Origin of the sequence: Vreelandella subglaciescola (assembly GCF_900142895.1) — a bacterium.
In the GTDB taxonomy this organism is placed as follows: Bacteria; Pseudomonadota; Gammaproteobacteria; order Pseudomonadales; family Halomonadaceae; genus Vreelandella; species Vreelandella subglaciescola.
This window is the reverse complement of the sequence record NZ_LT670847.1, coordinates 543,806-564,792: the sequence shown is the minus strand read 5'-3', so window position 1 is coordinate 564,792 and position 20,987 is coordinate 543,806. Positions and strand designations below refer to the sequence as shown.

At 63.1% G+C, this 20,987-nt stretch carries 17 protein-coding genes; 9 read left to right on the top strand and 8 right to left on the bottom strand.

All coding sequences use genetic code 11. The features are described from left to right. Positions 1–84 precede the first annotated feature (84 nt). Genes relA through B5495_RS02550 form a run of 4 tightly spaced genes read left to right on the top strand, consistent with a single transcriptional unit; the run spans position 85 to position 7,077 of the window. The gene (relA, locus tag B5495_RS02565) at positions 85–2,364 is read left to right on the top strand and encodes a GTP diphosphokinase (RefSeq protein WP_079551052.1); all 2,280 of its coding nucleotides are present in this window, start codon (positions 85–87) and stop codon (positions 2,362–2,364) included. Continuing rightward, positions 2,364–3,209 carry a nucleoside triphosphate pyrophosphohydrolase gene (gene mazG, locus B5495_RS02560; RefSeq protein WP_079551050.1) on the top strand — a complete coding sequence of 282 codons (846 nt, stop codon included), beginning with the start codon at positions 2,364–2,366 and terminating at the stop codon, positions 3,207–3,209. Before relA ends, mazG begins: the two co-directional genes overlap by 1 nt. Before the next feature lie 55 nt (positions 3,210–3,264). Continuing rightward, the gene (ppc, locus tag B5495_RS02555; protein WP_079551048.1) at positions 3,265–5,913 is read left to right on the top strand and encodes a phosphoenolpyruvate carboxylase; all 2,649 of its coding nucleotides are present in this window, start codon (positions 3,265–3,267) and stop codon (positions 5,911–5,913) included. Between the two features lie 42 nt (positions 5,914–5,955). After that, positions 5,956–7,077 carry an enoyl-CoA hydratase/isomerase family protein gene (locus B5495_RS02550; RefSeq protein WP_079551047.1) on the top strand — a complete coding sequence of 374 codons (1,122 nt, stop codon included), beginning with the start codon at positions 5,956–5,958 and terminating at the stop codon, positions 7,075–7,077. Between the two features lie 43 nt (positions 7,078–7,120). Here B5495_RS02550 and B5495_RS02545 read toward each other — a convergent pair whose 3' ends face one another. The 3 genes from B5495_RS02545 to B5495_RS02535 form a co-directional block, all read right to left on the bottom strand. Beyond that, the gene (locus B5495_RS02545; protein ID WP_269457142.1) at positions 7,121–8,056 is read right to left on the bottom strand and encodes a ketopantoate reductase family protein; all 936 of its coding nucleotides are present in this window, start codon (positions 8,054–8,056) and stop codon (positions 7,121–7,123) included. Then, a complete protein-coding gene (locus B5495_RS02540) occupies positions 8,053–8,568 on the bottom strand; it encodes an invasion associated locus B family protein (RefSeq protein WP_079551045.1) in 516 nt (171 codons plus the stop codon). Before B5495_RS02540 ends, B5495_RS02545 begins: the two co-directional genes overlap by 4 nt. Positions 8,569–8,683: 115 nt before the next feature. Next, on the bottom strand, positions 8,684–10,612 hold the full coding sequence (locus tag B5495_RS02535) for a DNA topoisomerase 3 (RefSeq protein WP_079554866.1): 1,929 nt from the start codon (positions 10,610–10,612) through the stop codon (positions 8,684–8,686). A gap of 120 nt (positions 10,613–10,732) precedes the next feature. Between B5495_RS02535 and B5495_RS02530 the strand changes: the two genes are divergently transcribed. Together B5495_RS02530 and B5495_RS02525 are read left to right on the top strand one after the other, a co-directional pair. Beyond that, positions 10,733–11,983 (top strand): ABC1 kinase family protein, encoded by a 1,251-nt coding sequence (locus B5495_RS02530; protein WP_079551044.1) that lies wholly within the window; start codon positions 10,733–10,735, stop codon positions 11,981–11,983. A 125-nt stretch (positions 11,984–12,108) separates the two neighbouring features. Beyond that, complete coding sequence (locus B5495_RS02525; protein WP_079551042.1) at positions 12,109–13,926, top strand: SEC-C domain-containing protein; 1,818 nt, start codon at positions 12,109–12,111, stop codon at positions 13,924–13,926. On the opposite strand, the gene B5495_RS02520 is transcribed toward B5495_RS02525, so the two are convergent. Further along, positions 13,910–15,280 carry an AmpG family muropeptide MFS transporter gene (locus tag B5495_RS02520; protein WP_079551040.1) on the bottom strand — a complete coding sequence of 457 codons (1,371 nt, stop codon included), beginning with the start codon at positions 15,278–15,280 and terminating at the stop codon, positions 13,910–13,912. The two genes, B5495_RS02525 and B5495_RS02520, sit on opposite strands and share 17 nt — an antisense overlap. 121 nt (positions 15,281–15,401) lie before the next feature. Here B5495_RS02520 and B5495_RS02515 point away from each other — a divergent pair, with 121 nt between their 5' ends. The 3 genes from B5495_RS02515 (at position 15,402) to B5495_RS02510 (ending at position 16,556) form a co-directional block, all read left to right on the top strand. Continuing rightward, positions 15,402–15,923, top strand: a complete 522-nt coding sequence (locus tag B5495_RS02515) for an FKBP-type peptidyl-prolyl cis-trans isomerase (protein WP_079551039.1) — start codon at positions 15,402–15,404, stop codon at positions 15,921–15,923. Between the two features lie 127 nt (positions 15,924–16,050). Continuing rightward, positions 16,051–16,194, top strand: a complete 144-nt coding sequence (gene ccoM / locus B5495_RS15100; protein WP_422822015.1) for a cytochrome c oxidase subunit CcoM — start codon at positions 16,051–16,053, stop codon at positions 16,192–16,194. A 206-nt stretch (positions 16,195–16,400) separates the two neighbouring features. Next, positions 16,401–16,556 (top strand): DUF1328 domain-containing protein, encoded by a 156-nt coding sequence (locus B5495_RS02510; protein ID WP_079551037.1) that lies wholly within the window; start codon positions 16,401–16,403, stop codon positions 16,554–16,556. 67 nt (positions 16,557–16,623) lie between these two features. Here the strand turns inward: B5495_RS02510 and B5495_RS02505 are convergent, their stop codons facing one another. From B5495_RS02505 to B5495_RS02490, 4 genes are all read right to left on the bottom strand, one after another. Beyond that, entirely contained in the window at positions 16,624–17,229 is a 606-nt protein-coding gene (locus tag B5495_RS02505) for a lytic transglycosylase domain-containing protein (RefSeq protein WP_422822014.1), read from the bottom strand. Beyond that, positions 17,226–18,956: a proline--tRNA ligase gene (locus B5495_RS02500; protein ID WP_079551035.1), complete on the bottom strand. Its 1,731-nt coding sequence runs from the start codon at positions 18,954–18,956 to the stop codon at positions 17,226–17,228. Before B5495_RS02500 ends, B5495_RS02505 begins: the two co-directional genes overlap by 4 nt. 201 nt (positions 18,957–19,157) lie before the next feature. Beyond that, complete coding sequence (locus B5495_RS02495) at positions 19,158–19,922, bottom strand: glycerophosphodiester phosphodiesterase family protein (protein ID WP_079551033.1); 765 nt, start codon at positions 19,920–19,922, stop codon at positions 19,158–19,160. Further along, positions 19,919–20,812 carry a MurR/RpiR family transcriptional regulator gene (locus B5495_RS02490; protein ID WP_079551031.1) on the bottom strand — a complete coding sequence of 298 codons (894 nt, stop codon included), beginning with the start codon at positions 20,810–20,812 and terminating at the stop codon, positions 19,919–19,921. Before B5495_RS02490 ends, B5495_RS02495 begins: the two co-directional genes overlap by 4 nt. Positions 20,813–20,987: the final 175 nt, after the last annotated feature.

Sequence of the window (20,987 nt, the reverse complement as noted above, 5' to 3'; positions counted from 1 at the left end):
GTCGCAACACGAGGGCTAAATGGTGCTCGAAAGGCCGTCAGGGTCAGGTATTGGCGGCAACTGCTGAAGGGATGAGTGAACAACATGGTCAAAGTGCGTGAAGACCAACCGCTGACGGCTGGCGGAAGGGTAGACATACAAAAATGGATGACGCGCCTGCAAGATGACGTGCGCCTGACCGACCCGGCGCGTTTGCTACAGGCTTGCGAGCTTGCTGAAACGCTGGAGATGGAGTCACCCGATGCCGAGCGTGGCTGGCTGACGCCGAGCTCGAGCTTTCGCATGGGGCTTGAGATGGCCGATATTCTCGGCGAGCTCAAGCTGGAGCAACCGGCGCTTGAGGCGGCTGTGCTGTACCGCGCCGTGCGTGAAAACCTCATCAGTCTGGAGACGATTGGCAAACGTTTTGGCGCCGAGATTGCCCGCTTGATCGACGGCGTTTTACAAATGGCAGCCATCAGTTATCCGCACGCTCCGCACCATGGGATGAGCCAGCACAATCAGCAGGAAAACCTGCGCAAAATGCTGGTCAACATGGTGGACGACGTGCGCGTAGCGCTGATCAAGATCGCCGAGCGTACCTGTGCGCTGCGTCAGGTGCGCGGTGCACCGCGGGAAAAATGCCTGCAGGTGGCCAACGAAGTCACGGACATTTACGCACCGCTGGCGCACCGTCTGGGGGTTGGCCAGATCAAGTGGGAGCTTGAGGACCTGGCGTTTCGCTATCAGCACGAAGACGACTACAAGGCCATTGCCAAACAGCTGGCCGAAAAGCGCCTAGATCGCACGCGCTATATCAAAGACGTGGTTGAAACCCTTAAACGCCTGATAGAAGCACAGCACCTTCACGATTACGACGTCAGCGGCCGCGCCAAGCATATTTACTCTATTTGGCGTAAAATGCAGCGCAAGGGAATCCCTTTTTCCGAAGTCAACGACGTGCGCGCGGTGCGTATTCTGGTGCCCGAAGTGGCCGACTGCTACACCGTACTGGGCATTGTGCATTCGCGCTGGCACCACGTGCCCAACGAGTTTGACGACTACATCGCCAACCCCAAGAAAAACGGTTATCAGTCACTGCATACGGCGGTGCTCGGCCCTGAAAACAAGGTGCTGGAAATCCAGATCCGTACCTTTGCCATGCACGACGAAGCCGAGCTGGGCGTGTGTGCCCACTGGCGCTACAAGGGGCACGATACCAACGGCGGCAAAAGCCGCGGCTATGAAGAAAAAATCGCCTGGCTGCGCCACGTCATCGAATGGCAGGACGAAGTGGGCGAGTATGGCGACCTGCGCGAAGGGCTTGCCAGCGATGTCGCGCCGGATCGCATCTACGTCTTCACGCCTGACGGGCACGTGATTGATCTGCCGAGCATTTCCACGCCGATCGACTTTGCCTACCGGGTGCATACCGAAGTCGGGCATCGCTGCCGGGGCGCCAAGGTGGACGGGCGCATTGTGCCCCTGACCTACAAGCTCAAGACCAGCCAGCAGATCGAGATACTCACCGCCAGCAAAGGCGGCCCCAGCCGCGACTGGCTGAATCCGAGTCTGGGCTATGTGCGCACCTCCCGGGCGCGCGCCAAGATCCAGGCCTGGTACAAGTTTCAGGCGCGCGATCAGAATCTCGAAGAAGGCCGCGCGCTGTTCGAGCGCGAAATGCAGCGGCTGGACGTGGAAGGGCTAAACCTTGCGCGCCTGGCAGCGGCGGTCAACTACGTGAACCCCGACGACATGTACGCCGCACTGGGCGCTGGCGACCTGCGCATTGGTCAGGTGCTCAATCAGGCGCAGCAGCTGTTTGGTGAAAACGACGACGAGGAAAAGCTCAACCGGCTGTTGGCCAAGCCCAAACGCCAGTCCAGCCAGAAGGCCAAAAGCGATATTACCGTGCTGGGCGTGGGCAACCTGCAAACCAGCATGGCCAATTGCTGCCGCCCCGTGCCCGGCGAGCCCATCGCCGGCTTCATTACCCAGGGGCGCGGCGTCACCGTTCACCGTCAGGATTGCCCCAACCTGTTGCAGCTGCGCGCTGAAGAGCCTCAGCGCATTATCGAAGCGGAATGGGGCGAGCGCGAACACACCCGCTACCCGGTGACCATTGAAATTCGCGCCTGGGACCGTTCCGGCCTGCTGCGCGACGTCACCAGCCTGCTGGGCCACGAAAAAGTCAACGTGCTGGCGGTCAACACCCTGAGCGATACCGACGAAAGCACCGCGCGGCTGCGCATCACCCTGGAAGTCGACGGCCTGGAAACCCTCGGGCGCCTGTTTTCGCGTATCCAGCAGCTGCAGAACGTGATCGAAGTGCGTCGGCTGCGTAACGCGGCTGCGCCAAAAGTCGTGCGTAAAGGGGAATCCTGATGCGCTACACTCTGGACGACCTGCTGACGCTGATGGACGTGCTGCGCGACCCGGTGCAGGGCTGCCCCTGGGATGTGCGCCAGAACTGGGACAGCATCGTGCCGCATACGCTGGAAGAAGCGTACGAGGTGGCCGACGCCATTGAGCGGCGCGCCTTTGACGAGATGCCCGGCGAGCTGGGCGACCTGCTGTTTCAAGTGGTGTACTACGCCCGGTTCGGCCGCGAGGAAGGGCGTTTTGACTTTGGCGATGTGGTGCACACCCTGACCGCCAAGATGCTCAGGCGCCATCCGCACGTGTTTCCCGACGGCACGCTCGACTCGCGCCGTCCGCCGGACGTTGACGCAGAGGCCGTGGAGGAGCGCCACGTCAAGCAGCGCTGGGAAACGCTCAAGGCCGATGAGCGCGAGCAGCGCGCGGATGCGGCGCCGTCAGCGCTTGACGACGTGCCGCGCACGCTGCCGGCGTTGTCCCGCGCGGCCAAGCTGGGCAAGCGTGCGGCAGGCGCGGGCTTTGATTTTTCCGATACCCGCGGCGTGCTGGACAAAATCCGCGAGGAGCTGGCCGAAGTGGAGCAAGCGTTGGCCAGCGACGATGACGCGCAGATAAAAGAAGCGCATGTAAAAGAAGAGGTTGGTGATCTGCTATTTGCCGTCACCAATCTGGCGCGCCGGGTCAAGGCCGACCCCGAGCAGTGCCTGCGCGCCACCAATGCCAAGTTTGAGTTCCGCTTTCGCTATGTGGAGCGCCAGCTCGCGGGGCAGGGCCTGCAGCCGATAGAGGCCTCGCTTGACGAGATGGAGCGTCACTGGCAAGCCGCCAAGACGACTGAAAAAAGCGAATAAAAAATCCAGGCCGCCTGTTTGAACCGATCCGCGTGCCCTGCAAGGAGGCCATGACATGAGTCACGACCTGCACGAATCTCTGCGCGACAACGTGCGCATTCTGGGCGACAGCCTTGGCCACACCATTGCCGATGATCTGGGCCAGGCGTTTGTCGACAAGATTGAAACCATCCGCTCCTATGCCAAGCAGGGGCGCCAGAAGGATACGCTCGAACAGCGCGAGCTGATCGACTACCTGCGCAAGCTACCCGATAACGACCTGCTGCCCGTGACCCGCGCCTTCAACCAGTTTTTGAACCTGGCCAACATCGCCGAGCAGCACTACCGCGCGCGCTTTCGCCACGTTGAAGACTACAAACCGGGCAGCCAGCCCACGCTGGAAAAACTCCTGGAGCGCGCGCAGCAGGCCGGCAGCTCGCCGCGTGCGCTGGTGCAGACGCTTGCCGATATGCGTGTGGAACTGGTGCTGACCGCCCACCCTACGGAAATCATCCGCCGCACGCTGATCCAGAAGTACGACGCCATCGACGACTGCTTATCCGCCATTGAGGGCGCCGAAGACGCCCCCGAGCGTGCCACCCGAGCCCGCGGGCGGCTGGCCGAGCTGATCAGTCAGGCCTGGCACACCGACGAGATTCGTCACGAACGCCCGACGCCCGTGGATGAAGCCAAGTGGGGCTTTGCGGTCATCGAAAACTCGCTGTGGCAGGCGGTCCCCGATTTTCACCGCGATCTGGACAACCTGCTGCTCGATACTGCCGGCGAGCGGCTGCCGCTGGACGCAGCACCGATCCGCTACGCCTCGTGGATGGGCGGCGACCGCGACGGTAATCCCAACGTCACCGCCAGCGTGACCCGCGAGGTATTGCTGCTGGGGCGCTGGATGGCGGCGGATCTGTATCTGCGCGATTTGGAGCAGCTCAAGAACGAACTCTCCATGTGGAAGGCCAACAGTGCCTTGAAAGCCGAAGTTGGCGATGTGGCCGAGCCCTATCGCGAACTGTTGAAGCGCATTGTGACGCGCATGCAGGCCACCCGGGACTGGGCCAAGGCCGGGCTGGACGGGCGCAGCTTTGACGGCGGGCCGATTATTGAAACCCGCGATCAGCTCTACGCGCCGTTGCTCTCCTGCTACCGCTCGCTGTGCGACTCGGGGCTGGATGTGATTGCCAACGGCGCATTGCTCGACACGCTGCGCCGAGTCGCGGTATTCGGCGTTACCCTGACCAAGCTCGATCTGCGTCAGGAAGCCAGCCGGCATGCGCAGGTGCTCGAAGAAATTACCCATGAGCTTGAGCTGGGCCACTATCAGGACTGGAACGAAGCCGAGCGCCAGGCATTTTTGCTTACCGAATTGAAGTCCAACCGGCCGCTGATTCCGCTGCGCTGGCAGTGTTCCGCGGAAACCCGCGAAGTGCTGGAAACCTTCAGGGTAGTGGCGGAAGAGCAGCCGGAGGCGCTGGGCAGCTACGTGATTTCCATGGCGGCCGAGCCTTCCGACGTGCTCACGGTGGCGCTGCTGATGCAGGAAGTGGGCGGTCGCGCTGCGCTCCCCATTGCGCCGCTGTTTGAAACGCTCAACGATCTGGATCACGCCGGTGAAGTGATTGACCAGTTGCTGGCGCTGCCGGAATATCGCGCGCTGATGCAGGGGCGTCAGGAAGTGATGATCGGCTATTCGGATTCGGCCAAGGATGCCGGGCAGCTGGCCGCCGCCTGGGCGCAGTATCGCGCTCAGGAAGCGCTGGTCGAGGTGTGCCGCAAGCACGACGTCAAGCTGACGCTGTTCCACGGCCGCGGCGGTGCCGTGGGGCGCGGCGGCGGTCCGGCCCACGCGGCAATTCTGTCCCAGCCGCCGGGCTCGGTCGACGGCAGCCTGCGGGTTACCGAACAGGGCGAAATGATCCGCTTCAAGTTCGGCCAGCCGGATATCGCCCTGCGCTCCATGGAAATCTACGCCTGCGCGGTGCTCGAGGCCACCTTGCTGCCGCCGCCCGCACCCAAGGCCAATTGGCGCGATGAAATGGATCAGCTGGCCGAGGTGTCCCACGAGGTTTACGTCAACGTGGTGCGCGATGATCCGGAGTTCGTGCCGTACTTCCGTGCGGTCACGCCGGAAAGCGTACTTGGCCGGCTGCCGCTGGGTTCGCGGCCCACCAAGCGGCGTCAGGACGGCGGCGTGGAAACGCTGCGCGCCATCCCTTGGATCTTTGCCTGGACGCAAACCAGGCTGATGCTGCCGGCATGGCTGGGCAGCGAGCAGGCCTTTAGCGGGCGCCTTGAACAGCCCGGTGGGCGCGAGGTGCTGCAGGAAATGCGCGACCAGTGGCCGTTTTTCGGTACCTACCTCGACATGCTCGAAATGCTGCTGGCCAAAGCCGATGTCGGCATTGCCGCTTATTACGAGCAGCGGCTGGTAGACGAGCCGGCGCTCAAGGCGCTGGGCACAAAGCTCCGCGAGCGTTTCGAGCTGCTGGAAGGCAGCGTGCTGACACTGCTGGAGCAGGACGACCTGCTGGAAAAAACGCCGTTGATTCGTCAGGCCATCGAAGTGCGCAACCCCTATATCGATCCGCTGCACGGCCTGCAGGCCGAACTATTGCAGCGCAATCGCGACGCTGACGGCGCAATCAGCGCCGACCTGTCACGCGCATTAATGGTTACCATGGCGGGGATATCCGCCGGCCTGCGTAACACGGGTTAAATACCAGGATTATTTAATCGGCTTCAAGGAGTTAACCGAGGTATGAGCAGCGTCGACTTTACCCAACACCCCACGGATGACGGCCATAGCGTGGGGGAGATCAGACTCAATGCCGAGCGTTCGCTCAACGCGCTGTCGCTTGAGATGATCGAGGCGATATTGCCGCAGCTGGACGCCTGGGAAGACGACGATCGGGTGGTTGCGATCGTGCTGTGCGGGGCCGGCGAGAAAGCCTTTTGCGCCGGTGGCGATGTCGTGGCGCTGTATCATTCGCTTGCCGGTAACGCCGATGATAAAACCCTCGATGAGCGCTATTTTGCTCACGAGTACCGGTTGGATTATCGTCTGCATACGTATTCCAAGCCGATTATCGGCTGGGGCAGCGGTATCGTCATGGGCGGCGGCATGGGGTTGCTAAACGGTGCCAGCCACCGGGTAGTGACCGAAACGTCGCGGCTGGCGATGCCCGAAGTGACCATCGGCCTGTATCCCGACGTCGGCGCCAGCTGGTTTTTAAACCGCCTGCCGGGCGAAACGGGGCGGTTTCTGGCGCTCACCGGCAGCCCGCTGAACGCCCGCGATGCTCATCGGCTGGGGCTTGCCGACCGCATGTTGGCAAGCGATCAGCGCGAAACGCTGATCCAGCGGCTGATTGATGCCCGCTGGCATGCGACGGATGGTTCGCTTGATGCGCACGCCGCGGTGAACCGCGCACTGCGCGAGCTTGAGCGCGAGGCCGCGCCGGCGTTTAGCGACATGCCGATGCCGGTTGCCGAGCACGCCGAACTGATCGACGAGCTGATGGATCACGACACCGTTGAGCAGCAGGTGGCGGCGATTGTTGACGGCCACAGCGATGACCCCTGGCTGACCCGTGCCCGGCAGACGCTGGCGAAGGGCAGCGCGGTGTCGATCAAATTGATCGATGCCCAGCTTACCCGCACGCGGTATATGTCGCTTGCCGAGGTGTTTCGCTCGGAGGTGGCGCTGTCGGTGCAGTGTTGCCGTCAGGGCGATCTGGCCGAAGGTGTGCGTGCGCTATTGGTCGATAAAGACCGCACGCCGCAGTTTCGCTATGCGTGCCTGGCCGACGTCGACCCGAGCTTTATCGAGGCCATGCTGGCCGAGCCATGGGCACAAAACCCGCTGGCCGACCTGAATTAGCCCTTGGGCTGACCATAGGGCTGAACACAGGACTGAGCAAGGCTTATCCCTCAAGGCGAAACGCCGCTTCTTTCTCGGCGAGCCGCGCATCAAGAGCGGCAAGTGTTGGGCAGGGCAGCCGGTTATGTTCGGCGCGCTCGATCAGCGGGGCTAAAATAGCGCCGCGCTCGGTGGGGCGGCGGGCGTCCACGTCTTGCAGCATCGAGGCGCGGTTGTCGGCGGTCGCCTCGATCACCTTGTCGACCAGCCGCCGCCAGCCTGCCGCGCCACTCCCGCTGGGCGGAGCGATGCCTTCGGCAGCCAGAATTGCCGCGATTTCCTCGATTACCGCGGTGAGCTCGGCGTCAAAGCGCGCCTCGCGCAGCGCCCCGTTGGGCACTTCATAAAGCGCCACCAGTGGGTTTATCGCTGCGTTTACCGCCAGTTTCTGCCACAGCCGTACACCAATATCGTCGACCGCTGCCGCTTTCAGCCCGGCGCGGGTCAGCGTTGCGGCAAGCGAATGGGCCAGCGCCAGATGGCGGCCGTGTAAGTCACCGATCACGCTTTCGCCATGCCCGGCATGAACAATAGCGGCATCATCCACCACGTAAGCGCCTTCGGTGGTCGACGCGCAGAGCACCGGCCCCGGCCAGCGCCGGGTCAGGCTTGGTTGCACGCCAAAGCCGTTTTGCCACAGCACCAGGGCTGTGCCGGGGGCGACTTTCTCGGCCAGATCCACGGCCACTGCTTCGGCAGCGTAGGCTTTGGTGGTCAGGTGAATAAGCGCCGGACTTCCTATTGGCGCAAGTGCCGCCAGGCGAATGACGGGCAGTCGGCGGGTAACGGTTTCGCCCTCGGGCGTGGTGAGTGTTTGCTGAGCGGGCAATGCGCGCTGGCTTATCAGCGTGACGCCCTGGGTGGGCGCCAGCGCGTGGGCGAGCATGCGGCCCAACGCGCCGGGGCCGACGATCAGGTGACCGCCGGTGAAGCCGATCAATTTTGGTCGATGCGCTGCTTGGCGGCACTGAAGCCCATCAGGGACACATCCACATCCAGACGCTGGGCGTTCGGGTCAATCATGCTGACCGTCGCGGTGCTCCCGCCTCGCAGCTGAGTCAGCAGTTCCGAGCGAACCGGCAGGTCGGCGCGGCAACCCTGAGGCAAGCAGACCTGATAGGGCATGCCAATCGGCTCATTGCTGTCTACCTGAAGCTGCAGGCCAGAGGCGAGGCGAACACCCAGCGGTGTCAGGAAAGTGATGGCGGCGCTGTCCAGCTGGGGCGGATTGCCGACGACCACTTGCAGTACCGGCTCTCCGCTGGCGTCTTTGGCCATTTGGGTCATGGCGCAGTTGCCGTCGCTGGCGCTGACCGGGCAGTTGACTTCCCAGTCCTGAAAGTTCTCGGTGTTCATTGCCGGGCCTGAATCCTGCGCGAACGCCGCGGGCGACAGGGCCATCAAACCCAGCAAGCCGGCGGTGCGCAGACGTGGTGCAAGTTGATCAAACATGAAGCAAGTTCTCCTTTACTTTCCATTGGCGAGACGTGCGTGACGCTGATGATGGTGGGCGACACCGTCTCTAGCGCTACAAGAATGCCGGAGCGTGCCGGCACGGTGCAACCGTTCATGAACGGCTACCTTTGGGCGGGGCAGCTGGGCGACGTGTTTTTGGTGCAGATTTTTTGCGCGGGCGTTTGGGCTTGGCCGTCGCGGCGGGCACGGCTTCGCCCTGCGCGGTTTGCAGGCTGTGGCGCAGCTTGCCGGCGTCGCTTTGTGTCAGCAGGCCGCGCAAGTCCGTCAGCAGCGCTTGTTGGAAAGCACCTTCGTCGTCCTGACTCTCGGCAATCGCGCTGAGACGCTGCTCCCACTGAGCGGTGCGCTCGGGCGTGGCCACGGCCTCGGGCAAAGCGCCAATCAGCGCACTGCCGAGCTTCGTGGCGCGCAGCGCTTTTTGCCGGCGGACCAGATAGCCGCGCGCGACCAGGGTTTCCAGAATGCCTGCGCGGGTGGCTTCGGTGCCCAGCCCGTCGGTGTCGCGCAGGGTGCGCTTGACGGCGGGATCATCCACGTAGCGGCCGATGTTCATCATCGCCTTGATCAGGCTGGCATCGGTGAACGGCTCCGGCGGCCGGGTTTCCCGGGTTTCCACGCCTGCGGCCAGTGCCTCACAGGCTTCGCCCTCGGTCAGCGGCGGCAGCGGCGGGGCTTCTTCCCGGGTGGTGAAAAGCGGCTTCCAGCCGGGGTCAAGCACCTGCTGACCGCTGGCGCGAAATGCCTCATTGGCAAACGTCAACTCGGTTTTTACCTCAAACGTCACCAGCGGTGGATAAAATTGCGCGAGCATATTGCGCGCAATCAGCCGGTAAATGCGGCTTTCCGTGGCCGAAAGCCGGGCAAAATCCGGCGTTTTACCGCTGGGCGCCAGCGCGTGGTGCGCTCCCACCTTGCTATCGTTCCACGCCTTGGAGCGGCGGCTGAAGTCGGCGCCGTCCAGCCAGCCGCCAAGCGTGGCGTCTGAACGGCAGGCACCGGCCAGCGTGCGCTGTGCTTCGCCAAAGTGCTCGTCGGGCAGGTAGCGGCAGTCCGAGCGCGGGTAGGTAATCAGTCGGTGGCGCTCGTAAAGCGCCTGACAGGTATCGAGTATGATTTTGGCGGATAGCCCGAAGCGCCGGGCGGCGTCCACCTGCAGCGCCGAGAGTGAATACGGCAGCGGCGGCGCCTGACGCTTTTCCTGCTGCGACAGACGCGCCACTCGGCCGTGGCTGCCCGGCAGCGTTTGCGCCAGCGCATCCGCCGGCGCGCGTTCAAGCAGCCGGCCCTTGTCGTCGAGAGGATGCGGCGCGCGGGGCACCCACCAGGCACGCAGTTCGCCGCCGGCAACGCGAACGTCGACCCACAGCGGATAAAACGGGTAGGGGGTAAAGTCGCGGATGGCGTTGTCGCGGCGCACAATCAGCCCCAGTACCGGCGTTTGCACGCGGCCTACGGAAAGCACGCCGGAATGCCCCGCCTGACGGCCGAGCAGTGTCCAGGCACGGGTCAGGTTGATGCCGTAAAGCCAGTCGGCCTGCGCCCGTGCTCGCGCGGCGCGGTACAGCGGCGCGAACGTGGCGTTGTCGGCAAGCGCGCCCAAAGCTCGCTTCACCGCCGGGCGGTTCAAATCGTTGATCAACAGGCGCTGTACCGGCCCCCGGTAGCCCAGATGCTCAATCACGTTTTGCACCAGCAGCTGGCCTTCGCGGTCGGGATCGCCAGCATGAACCACGCTGCTGGCGCGTTTGATCAGCCGGCGGATAATCGCCAGCTGCCCGCGCGCCTTGGGGCGCGGCACGTGCTTGAACGCGGCCGGGGCAATGGGCAGGCGGTCCAGCTGCCAATGTTTGTCGGCGGCGTTATAGGCCTCGGGCGGCGCCTGCTCCAGCAAGTGGCCCAAACACCATGTGACCACGGTGTCACCGGCGTGCAGGGCGCCGTCTTCCCGCCGGGCACGCTCGGGCAGTGCTTCGGCAATGGCCCGCGCCAGGCTGGGCTTTTCGGCAATAATCAAACGCATGGCAAAAGCTTCTGAGCAAAAGGCCATGATAACAGAGCGCGCGAGCGCGTTGGTCGACCTTTGCTTTTGTCTTCTTTTCGTATAGCTTTTGTATGACATATTGCGATCAAGGATTCAGCCATGCGTGAACATGGCAGAACGCGCCGGCTATTCGGCCTCGGCGCGCGCACCGGCGGCACGCTGTTGAAGAACCGCATGGGCGGTAGCGCCGACTGGAACTCGCTGGGTGAGGCACTGTTCGACGGACTTTCCGAGCTGCGCGGCCCGGCCATGAAGCTGGCACAGATTGTCGCCCAGTGGGACGACGTGTTGCCGCCGGAGCTGGCCGACCAGCTGGCGCGCCTGCAGCGCCAGGCCGAGCCCATGCCCTGGCCGCGCATCCGCGAGACGCTTCAGGCCGAGTACGGCGATCTCGACGCCCACTTTCGCCATATTGAACCGCAGCCTTTTGCCAGTGCGTCCATGGGTCAGGTACACAAGGCCATCACCCAGGAAGGCGATACGCTGGTGCTCAAGGTGCAGTACCCCGGCCTTGCCGACGCCCTGGAAGGCGATCTTCGCCAGGTCAGACGAATGATGCGCCTGGGCCGCTGGCTCAAGGTGTCGGCGTCGCGACTGGACGCGCTGTTCGAGGAGCTGGCCGCGGGGCTGCGCGACGAGCTGGACTATCGCGCCGAGGCACAAACACTTGCCCGCTACCGGGAGCGCTATCGTCACGAGCCGCGGCTGCGCATCCCCGAGCCGGTTGAGGCGCTGTGCGGCGAACGCGTGCTGGCCATGCGCTATCTCGCCGGCACACCGTTGGACGAAATGGCCGACGCTGACGGCGTGGTGCGCCAGCAAGTGGCTGCCACCCTGGCCGACTGGCTGACCGAGGAGCTGTTTACCTACGGCGAGTTGCATGCCGACCCCCACGCCGGCAACTTTGCCGTGGACGCCGAGTCGCGGCTGATTATCTACGACTTTGGCGCGGTGGTCGCGGTGCCCGAAGCTCGCCTGGCGGCGATGATGGCGCTGCTGGAAGCCACGCTTGCCGGTGACCCCATGGCCATGGATGACGCCATGCTGGCGCTCGGCGGGCGCAAGGGGCAAGGGGCGCCGTTGGCCCTGTATCGCCAGGCGGCCGACGCCGTGGCGCCGCTGTTTGCTCCCGGCGAGCAGGATTTTGCCGATGTGCGTGTTCACCGTGGCCTGCGCGAGCTCTCGCCGCGGGTGTGGGCGGCCATGGACCGCCTGCAGCCGCCGGCGGACACGCTGCTGCTGTCCCGGGCGCTCAACGGCCATTACTGGAACATGGTGCGTCTGGGCGCTCGGCTCGACATGCACCGGCGCTGTCAGCCGTTGCTGAGGTGGGCGAGCGCCCGCCGTTGAAGCGTTGACACGCTGGCGTTTAATCCCCGTGCCTACTCCTGCGTAGCCGCCCGCGGGCATGCTAGACTACGGCGCTTTACTTAGCGGCGCTTTTCGCGCTGGCTCAAGACGATATGGAGACGGCAATGCTGGCGGTATGGGTTGATCAGCTGCTGGGTTTTGCCTCTGAGGCACTCTCGGCAATCCGGCAAAAAGAGCACTACCCCGACTTCATGATCTGGGTGCGCGCCGAGGGCGGCGATTATTTCAACGGCGACTTTGCCACGGCGCAGGCGCTGGCGCCGGTGTTATGGTCGCAAACGCCGCTGGAGCGGCTGGCATTTTCCGGCGAGCCGCTGGCCGAGCCGGGGCGCAACGAGCCGTGCTGGTGCGACTCGGGGCGCAAGTACAAGCAGTGCTGCTACCCCGTTGATTTCCCCACCGAGATCCCCGAGCAGATGATGTGGATGCTGTCGCTGCGCGAGTGGAAGGGCGCCACGCTCAAAGCCGCGCTACAAAGCCGGGAAGCACCCGCGCAGGCGCTGCTGGAAGCCGGTTTGATTGCCGCGGAAAGCGGCCAGACCGGGCGTTCGATGCAGATCCTCGAGTCGCTGTTTGACGGCCGCGACTGGTCACGCCTGCCGGAGCAGGCCGAGCCGGCGTTCGAGATTCTGCTCGACCTGTTCCAGGAGCGCGGCTTTACCCGCAAGCGCACCGAGCTGCTCGACGAAGTGCTGGAACGCGGCCCACTGTTTTTGCGCGGCGTCGCGCTTGAGCGGCTGTGTCTGATGCACTTGGATAACGATGATCTGGACAGCGCCCGGGCGGCGTTTGTTCGCGCGCAGCAGGCGCTGCCTGATTCGCCGACGCTGGCTTACATCGAGGCCATGCTGCTGCTCCATGAGGGGCATGAGCAGGAAGCCAAAGAACGCGCGCATTTCTGGTACCGCCGGCTGGTGCGTCAGGGCGATCTCGACGAAGATCAGCTGGCGTTTCTGGCCGCGCTGGCCGATAACCCCGGCGCCACCTTGGCCGATCAGCTGTTAAGTGCCGAGGAAGACCTGGCCACGCCGCTGATCGGGCTGCAGTCATTGCTGGCCGCCTTGCATACCGCGCCCAAGCTTGAGTTTCAGGCGCAGGCGGAGACCGGGCGGCTCGAGTATCACGAAAACTCTCGCGAGGCCACGCTGTTTGCCGCCTGGCACGAGCAGTTTCAGGTGCTGGTGGATACCGATGTGGCGCTGGGCTTTCGTGATGATCCCTGGGGCAACGCCATTGAGTGGATGTCGGCGCTGTGCGCGCACCCCGAATGGCTGGACTCGCCCCAAGTGGTCCAGGACCTGACGCTGGCGCTGACCAGCCGTTTTGGCAGCCTGCCGTGGATGGCGCCGAGCCTGCTCGAGCCGCTGGCGCTGCGGCTATCGCGCTGGCTTGAGCAGGCGCGCGCCGAAGGCGACGGCAGCCTGTGTTGGGACGATGCCAATAACGCGTTTTTGCTGCGGATCGGTCTGGCGCTGGTGGTAGGCATGGAGCGCGGCGCACGCCAGCATTCCCGCCAACTGGCCGAGGAGCTTTTGGCCATCAATCGCGAAGACAGCCTTGGCCTGCGCGAGCTGGTGCTTGACCAGCTGCTGCGTGACGAGCGCAACCGCGATGCGCTGACGCTGGCGGACGCCGCGGAAGACGACGGCTCGCTGTGGCTCAATATTCTGCTTGGGCGCACGTTGGCGCTGTACCGCTTACAAGAGTGGGAACAGGCCGAAGAAGCGCTGGGTGACGTCAAGCGCCACAGCCGCTACGCGCTGGAGATGCTCTGCACCGAACACCCGCGCCCGGCCTTGCCGGGGAAAGACGGGAGCATGGCACCCGGTACGCGCGCCGAGGCCTGGCAGTACCGCACGCTGATGCGCGATCAGTGGCGGGTGACCCCCGGCGCGCTGGAGTGGCTCAGCGAGCGCCGCTAGCGGCAGGCTTGCCGTAAAGGTCGCGATCACGGTTGACCCACACGGCAAGCATGACCGCGGGAATCCCCAGCAGCGAGGCCAGGATAAAAAAGCTCGCGTAGCTCTGGGCCTCGACCAGCAGCCCGCCAAAGCCGCTTAAAAACTTGCCGGGCAGCGTCATCAACGAAGAAAACAGCGCGTACTGCGTCGCGGTGTAGGCGCGCGACGTCAGGCTGGATAAAAATGCGATGAATACTGCGCTGGCCAGGCCATTGGCCAGATTATCGCCGATGATGGTCACCACCAGCATGGGCAGCTGATCGCCCATCAGGGAAAGCGCGGCAAACAGCAGGTTGGTCAGCATCGTCAGCATAGCCCCCACCACCAGCAGCGGCCCGATACCGTAGCGAACCACCAGCAGCCCGCCGAGCATACCGCCGCCAATACTCATGGCAATGCCGAAAATATTGGTGACGCTGGCAATGGTGGCCAACGAAAACCCCAGGTCGATATACAGCGGGTTGGCCATCGACGCCATGGCCAGATCGCTGATGCGAAACACCGCGATAAACGCCAAAAGCCCCAGCGTTTTCATGCCGTGACGCACAAAAAAGTCGGTGAACGGGCAGACGATGGCGCCGATGATCCAGGCCACAAAGTGCCGCCAAAGGCGGGGCTGGTGGCGACTGTTGCGCAAAAAAGCACGCACCCGGGGTTCCAGCACGGGTTTGCCGCTGCCTGTCATTCGCGCAGGTTCGGGGCGCACCAATACCGTGAGCATACCCACACCGACCAGCGCAGCCATGGTCAGATAGGCCGCGTGCCACGAGACGGTGGCGGCAATGTAAAGCGCCCCGGCGCCGGCGGCCAACAGCCCGGCGCGGTAGCCGATGATATAGGTCGAGGCCATGGCGGCCTGCTTGTCATCGTCGGCCGACTCGATACGAAAGGCGTCAATCGCGATGTCCTGAGTGGCCGAGCCAAAGGCCACCAGCAGGGCGAACCCCGCCACCCAGCCCAGATTACCCATCGGCGGCGTCGCGGCAAGGCCCACCAGTCCTGCAGCGATGACCGCCTGCGCCAGCAGCATCCAGCTGCGGCGTTGGCCCAGCGCGCGCGTCAATAGCGGCAGCGCTACGCGGTCGACCACCGGCGCCCAGAAAACCTTGATCGAATAAAGCATGCCTATCCAGGCGAAAAAGCCGATGGCAGCCACTTCCACACCGGCACTTCGCAGCCACGCGGAAAGCGTCGAGAACACCAGCAAAAACGGCAGGCCGGCGGAAAAGCCCAAAAACAGCATGGTGATAACCGGGGCGCGCCAATAAACCGCCAGTGATGCTCGCCAGCTGCGCTGGGCGGCGGGGATGGGCATAGACAGGCTCCTGAACTTGGGCAAACGGCTAAAATACGCGAGCACCGACAGCTGTTAAACTGCGCTGCTTGAAGAACACGTGGAATCAAACGTCCGCTAGCTTACCGGAGAGGAGTTTTGTATGTCGATTGCCGCGCACCGCGTTGTCACGCTGGACTACGTATTGAGTGACCACGTATCAAGTGACGGTCAGGGAGACGTGCTGGACGATTCCGCCGCGCGTGGCCAGCCGCTTGAGTACCTGCACGGCCACGAGAACATTGTGGCAGGGCTTGAACGCGCGCTGGAAGGCCAGCCGGAAGGCGCCGAGCTTAGCGTTACCCTGATGCCTGCTGATGCTTACGGCCTGCGCGATGAAGCGCTGGTGCAGCAGGTAGGGCGTAGCGCCTTTGGCAGCGCTGAGCTGTCACCCGGCAGCCGCTTTCAGACCGAAGGCGAGGCCGGCCCGCAGATTGTTACCGTGCTGGCAGTAGACGGCGAACAGATAACGGTGGATACCAATCATCCGCTGGCCGGGCGTACGCTGCGTTACGACGTGCGCGTGCTGACGGTGCGCGATGCGACCCGTGCCGAGCTTGCCAAGGGCCATCCGCTGGCGCCGGAAGTGGCTGCCTCAAGCGTTGAAGATCGCAAGGTTCTTTAAGAAGTTTGGCCTGAAAAATAGCGCGCTAAAGGTAAAGATGACGTGGATCAATTAGCCATGCGGCGTCTTCCCGATGAGGTGCAAGGGTTGATCCACGTCAGGTTTTGTCCGTCGTTTGTTGCCTAGTATGAGGGCAACACATCGCGGCGGGAGCAAGACTATGTATTGGGATGATGCAGTAATATTCGGGTTGGTCACCGTCGGCATGATGATTGTTTTCATGGCCGGTTGGGTGGGTTTCATTGTCCGCGATCATCGTCGTAAAAAGTAGGTTTATCAGTCGTCAGGGAGGAGGCCGAAGTAAAACCTGAATTCAGGCAACCAAGGCTTCCAGTCGCCGGTTCTTCGGAGCCGGCATTTTTTTGCGTGGGTATGAAGCGAGAGTAGATAGAATTGACAGGCATTTACTCATGCGGTTACAACTAAAGGAGAGCAGCATGTACCGGTGCGTGAATGCCCATTCAAAAGGAGTGACTCATGTTAAATAACGCTGTGGTGTTTCTGATCATTGCCATTATTGCTGCCGTATTTGGCTTCGGTGGTATCGCAGGCGTTGCCGCGACGATTGCCAAGGTTCTCTTTGTTATCTTCCTTATCCTGTTCGTGGTGTCGTTAATTAAAGGCAGGAAGTAGAACAGGCTGACGCCTGAGTGCGCCGGAAAACGATGCCCCCAGATGTTCATCGCGGTTGGGCAGGAGGTCAGAGTGAGAGAGGTAAGTGCCAGCGCGCTTGCCAAGCATTCATTACGCGTTCCGGATACCGGGTTTTACCCAGGCTACCGTTATAGCGTGCCAGTGCCCGGGTAAAGTCGCCGTTCTCCCTGGCCAGATAGTGGGCAAGAATGGTGCAGCCGTAGCGCAGGTTGCGCGACGGCGCCTTGAGGTCATCGGCGGCAAGCCCCAGCTCGGCGATCCAGAAAGGCATAATCTGCATTAACCCCACCGCGCCGGCGGATGACACCACCGCTGGCCGAAAACCACTTTCTACCTCGATTAACGCCAGCACCAGCGCCGGTGGCAGCCCGGCAAGCCGGGCTTCGCGGTAGACGCGTTCAAGCAGGCGTGCGCGCGCCTTGGCGCTCGGCATAAACGTTGCCAGCGGGCGGTCCATCTCAGTGTGAAAACGGCGAATCTCAAGTTGCTGAAGGGCGCTGGGTTGCGCCGCGCCAAAGGTCGGCTGCACGTCGGCACGGGCCGCGCCAACGCTCAGCGCGGCGCATATTGCAGCGGCGCCCAGCCATACGGCCGGGCGTCGTTTGCTGTGCGTGACCGGTTTACCCGGATCAGCAAGATCGGCTTTTCTCACGCAACATTCGCACAAGCTTTCGCACGCAAAAACTCCACGATCTGATCGGCGGGGGTCATGGTGACGTCGCTGTCGCGGCGGCCCTTGTATTCAAGCTCGCCTTTGTCCAGCCCGCGATCGCCAATCACCACGCGATGGGGAATACCCATCAGCTCCAGGTCGGCAAATTTGACGCCCGGGCGGGTGTCGCGGTCGTCCAACAGCACGTCGAGCCCGGCGTTGGTCAGCGTCTGATAAAGCCGCTCGGCTTCTTCGCGTACGCGCTGGGACTTGTGCGCATTCATTGGCACCAGCGCCACCTGAAACGGGGCGAGGGCGTTGGGCCAGATAATGCCGGCGGCGTCGTGATTCTGTTCGATGGCAGCGGCTACCACGCGCGTCACGCCAATGCCGTAGCAGCCCATCCACGGATGGCTGGTCTTGCCGTTGTCGCCGAGCACCGTGGCGTTCATGGCCTCGGAATATTTCTGCCCCAGCTGGAAGACGTGGCCCACTTCAATACCGCGCTTGATGGCAAGCGTGCCCTGGCCGTCCGGCGAGGGATCGCCTTCGACCACGTTGCGCAGGTCGGCCACCTCGGGCAGCGCGGCGTCGCGCTCCCAGTTGATGCCAAAGTAGTGCTTGTCGTCCACGTTGGCGCCGGCGCCAAAGTCGTGCATTAGCGCTACGCTGCGGTCGATGATGATTGGCAGGTCAAGATTGACCGGCCCTAGCGAGCCCGGGCCGGCACCCACTGCGGCACGGATTTCCTCTTCGCTGGCCATGGCCAACGGGCTTGCCACCTGCGCCAGATTCTCCGCCTTGACGTCGTTGAGCGTGTGGTCGCCGCGAATAATCAGCGCGACCAGCCCGTCTTCGGCGGCGTGCACCATCAGCGTCTTGACGGTTTTTTCGATGGGCAGCTCAAACTGCTCGACCAGCGCGGCGATGGTCTTGGCATCCGGCGTATCGACCAGACGTAGTTCTTCGGCGGGCGTGGCGCAAGTGGCCTCGCTGCCCACCGGAGCGGGCAGCGCCTCGGCTTTTTCCATATTGGCGGCGTAGTCGGAGCCGGTCGAGAAGACGATGTCGTCTTCGCCGGAGTCGGCCAGCACGTGAAACTCGTGGGAGCCGGTGCCGCCAATCGAGCCGTTATCGGCAATCACCGGGCGGAAGTCCAGCCCCAGCCGGGTGAAGATGCGCGAATAGGCGTCGTACATGCCCTGATAGGTCTGCTTGAGCGACGCCTCGTCAACGTGAAAGGAGTAGGCGTCCTTCATGATGAACTCGCGCGAGCGCATCACGCCAAAACGCGGGCGGATCTCGTCACGGAACTTGGTCTGAATCTGGTAGAAATTCATCGGCAGCTGCTTGTAGCTGGCGATTTCCTTACGCACCAGATCGGTAATCACTTCTTCGTGCGTGGGGCCCACGCAGTAATCCCGCGCGTGGCGGTCTTTCAGGCGCAGAAGCTCGGGGCCGTACTGTTCCCAGCGGCCGGACTCCTGCCACAGCTCGGCCGGCTGTACCGCGGGCATCAGCACTTCCTGAGCGCCGGCACGGTTCATTTCTTCGCGCACAATGGCCTCGGCCTTGCGCAGGGTTTTCAGCCCCAGCGGCAGCCAGGTGTAAAGGCCCGAGGTGAGCCGGCGGATCATCCCCGCGCGCAGCATCAGCTGATGGCTGATCACTTCGGCATCCGCCGGGGTTTCTTTCATGGTGGCAATTAAAAGTTGGCTGGCGCGCATGACGAGTTACGTTCCTTAAGCTGGCAGACGGTTAACAGAAAGCACAAACACAAAGCGCTGACGACAGAGTGCCGGCAGCGTGGAATGCGGGCATTGTACGGTGAAGCGTGGAACGCGGCAAAGAAAGTACGGTGAAGCGTGGAACGCGGCAAAGAAAGTACGCTGAAGCGTGGAACGCGGCAGAAACCCTCGGCACAGCGGCTAACCGGGCGGCATGAAAACGGTCGGATTATCGCTGATCACGCTACTCACGCCCCATTGCCAGCGCGGCGCAAACGCCACGGGATCGTTGGCGGTGTAGCACATTACCGTAACGCCTGCCCGATTGAGCGCTGCCAGCGAGGCAGCTTTTACGTAACGCCAGTCCAGGTGCACGCTAAAGGCGCTGATAGCGTTGCACCGGTGCGGCCAATCGCAGGGCAGGCGTTTGGCCAGAAGCCCCAGTGCCAACGCCTGTGGCGGGGCCATGGCTCGCGCGGCGGCAAGTGCCGGCTGGCTGAACGACGAGACAATCAGGCGTTCGGGCGGCAACGCGGCCAGCACCTCGGGGATTATTCGTTGCGTCAGCGCCAGTGGGTCATGGCCCTTGTTGATTTTGAGCTCAAGGTTTAGCCCCATGTTGAGCGTGTTTAACAGCGCCAGCATCTCCTCGAGGCGCGCCATGCGTTCGCCTTGAAACGCCGCGCTAAACCAGGCACCCACGTCGAGGCGCTGGGCGCTTTCCCGGTCAAGCGCGGCGAGGGCGGAGCTGCCGTTCGAGCAGCGTTTGACGTCGCGGTCGTGCCAGATCACCGGCGTGCCGTCGCCCAGCAGCTGTACATCAAGCTCCACCCAGCGGACGCCAGCCTGGTGCGCGGCGCGCACGGCGGCCAGCGTATTTTCCGGGGCGCGGGCGCTATAGCCGCGGTGGGCGATAACCCGGGGCACGCTGATAGCCGGATGGGCAGGCAGCTCGGGTGGCATCATTCGACGTAGGCTCCCAGCGCGCGCATGCGCTGTTCAAAGTGGGTCACGTTATCGACCAGCTCAGCGGGGCCCTGGGCCACGCACTCCGCGAGTATGGCCTCGATCAGCGTAATGGCGGCAAGGATCGAAGGAAAAAAATGCGGCGTGTCACTGGCCAGAGTGAATACCAGATCAGCTCCCGGCACCAGCGGCGAGCGCATGGTGTCGGTGATGACGATGGATTTGACGTCGCTCTGGCGGGTGATTTCAAGTGCTTTCAGGGTTTCGGCGCAGTAGGGGGCAAAACCGAAGATGACGGCGGCGTCCTGCTCGCCGAAAGGCGCAAGCTCGGTCAGCAGCCCGCCTTCAAGGCCACGCACCAGCGCGATGTTGGGCATGGCGATGCGCCCGACATAGGCAAAGTGGTAGGCACAGGCAAAGGTGTCGCGAAAGCCGATCACCGCAATGCGGCGTGCGGCCAGCAGGCGCCGTGCGGCTGACTCGACCCGGGTCTGGTTATCCGCGGTGAACAGGTGCCCGATATTGGCAAAGGCGGCATCGCCGACGTCGGTAAATACCGGGTTCTGACGCGTTGCGGAAAGGCTTTTCAACCGGCTGGCACGGTCGGAGAGTTCGCCGGAACCGGCCTGCAGCGCGGCCTGAAACACCTGACGAAACGGCTCGTAGCTGGTGAAGCCCAGTTTTTTCGCCAGCCGCACAAGCGTAGACGGCGTGATGCCGGCGGCGCTAGCCGAGCCGCGCACCGACTGAAAGGCGACTTCACCGGGGTGGTCAAGCACGTAACCCGCCGCCTGTTTCAGCTGCGGGCTAAGCGCGGGATACGCCTCGGCCAGATCGCGGGAGATCGCATTCAGGCGTTCTTCGGGAGCGTTTTCGGTATATGGCTTCATCGGCTGTTTGGCTGCGTTATCAAGGGGATTTTGTCGAGCAAAGGAATGGCACAACTGTACCGGAAAAATACCGGTCGGCACAGCTGTGTTGACGAGGGGCAGGAGCGCCGCTATGATTCGATTAATGAAACAAGCGTTTCTCATTTTTTAGTATAAAGATACGTTTGTGTTTTTT

Bases quoted from the DNA above. Each gene is read 5' to 3' on its own strand.
- B5495_RS02490 (WP_079551031.1), bottom strand. From the start codon at position 20,812: ATGAAGCCATATACCGAAAACGCTCCCGAAGAACGCCTGAATGCGATC.
- B5495_RS02510 (WP_079551037.1), top strand. From the start codon at position 16,401: ATGTTAAATAACGCTGTGGTGTTTCTGATCATTGCCATTATTGCTGCC.
- ppc (WP_079551048.1), top strand. From the start codon at position 3,265: ATGAGTCACGACCTGCACGAATCTCTGCGCGACAACGTGCGCATTCTG.
- ccoM (WP_422822015.1), top strand. From the start codon at position 16,051: ATGAGGGCAACACATCGCGGCGGGAGCAAGACTATGTATTGGGATGAT.
- B5495_RS02495 (WP_079551033.1), bottom strand. From the start codon at position 19,922: ATGATGCCACCCGAGCTGCCTGCCCATCCGGCTATCAGCGTGCCCCGG.
- B5495_RS02520 (WP_079551040.1), bottom strand. From the start codon at position 15,280: ATGCCCATCCCCGCCGCCCAGCGCAGCTGGCGAGCATCACTGGCGGTT.
- B5495_RS02515 (WP_079551039.1), top strand. From the start codon at position 15,402: ATGTCGATTGCCGCGCACCGCGTTGTCACGCTGGACTACGTATTGAGT.
- B5495_RS02525 (WP_079551042.1), top strand. From the start codon at position 12,109: ATGCTGGCGGTATGGGTTGATCAGCTGCTGGGTTTTGCCTCTGAGGCA.
- mazG (WP_079551050.1), top strand. From the start codon at position 2,364: ATGCGCTACACTCTGGACGACCTGCTGACGCTGATGGACGTGCTGCGC.
- relA (WP_079551052.1), top strand. From the start codon at position 85: ATGGTCAAAGTGCGTGAAGACCAACCGCTGACGGCTGGCGGAAGGGTA.
- B5495_RS02530 (WP_079551044.1), top strand. From the start codon at position 10,733: ATGCGTGAACATGGCAGAACGCGCCGGCTATTCGGCCTCGGCGCGCGC.
- B5495_RS02500 (WP_079551035.1), bottom strand. From the start codon at position 18,956: ATGCGCGCCAGCCAACTTTTAATTGCCACCATGAAAGAAACCCCGGCG.
- B5495_RS02550 (WP_079551047.1), top strand. From the start codon at position 5,956: ATGAGCAGCGTCGACTTTACCCAACACCCCACGGATGACGGCCATAGC.
- B5495_RS02540 (WP_079551045.1), bottom strand. From the start codon at position 8,568: ATGTTTGATCAACTTGCACCACGTCTGCGCACCGCCGGCTTGCTGGGT.
- B5495_RS02535 (WP_079554866.1), bottom strand. From the start codon at position 10,612: ATGCGTTTGATTATTGCCGAAAAGCCCAGCCTGGCGCGGGCCATTGCC.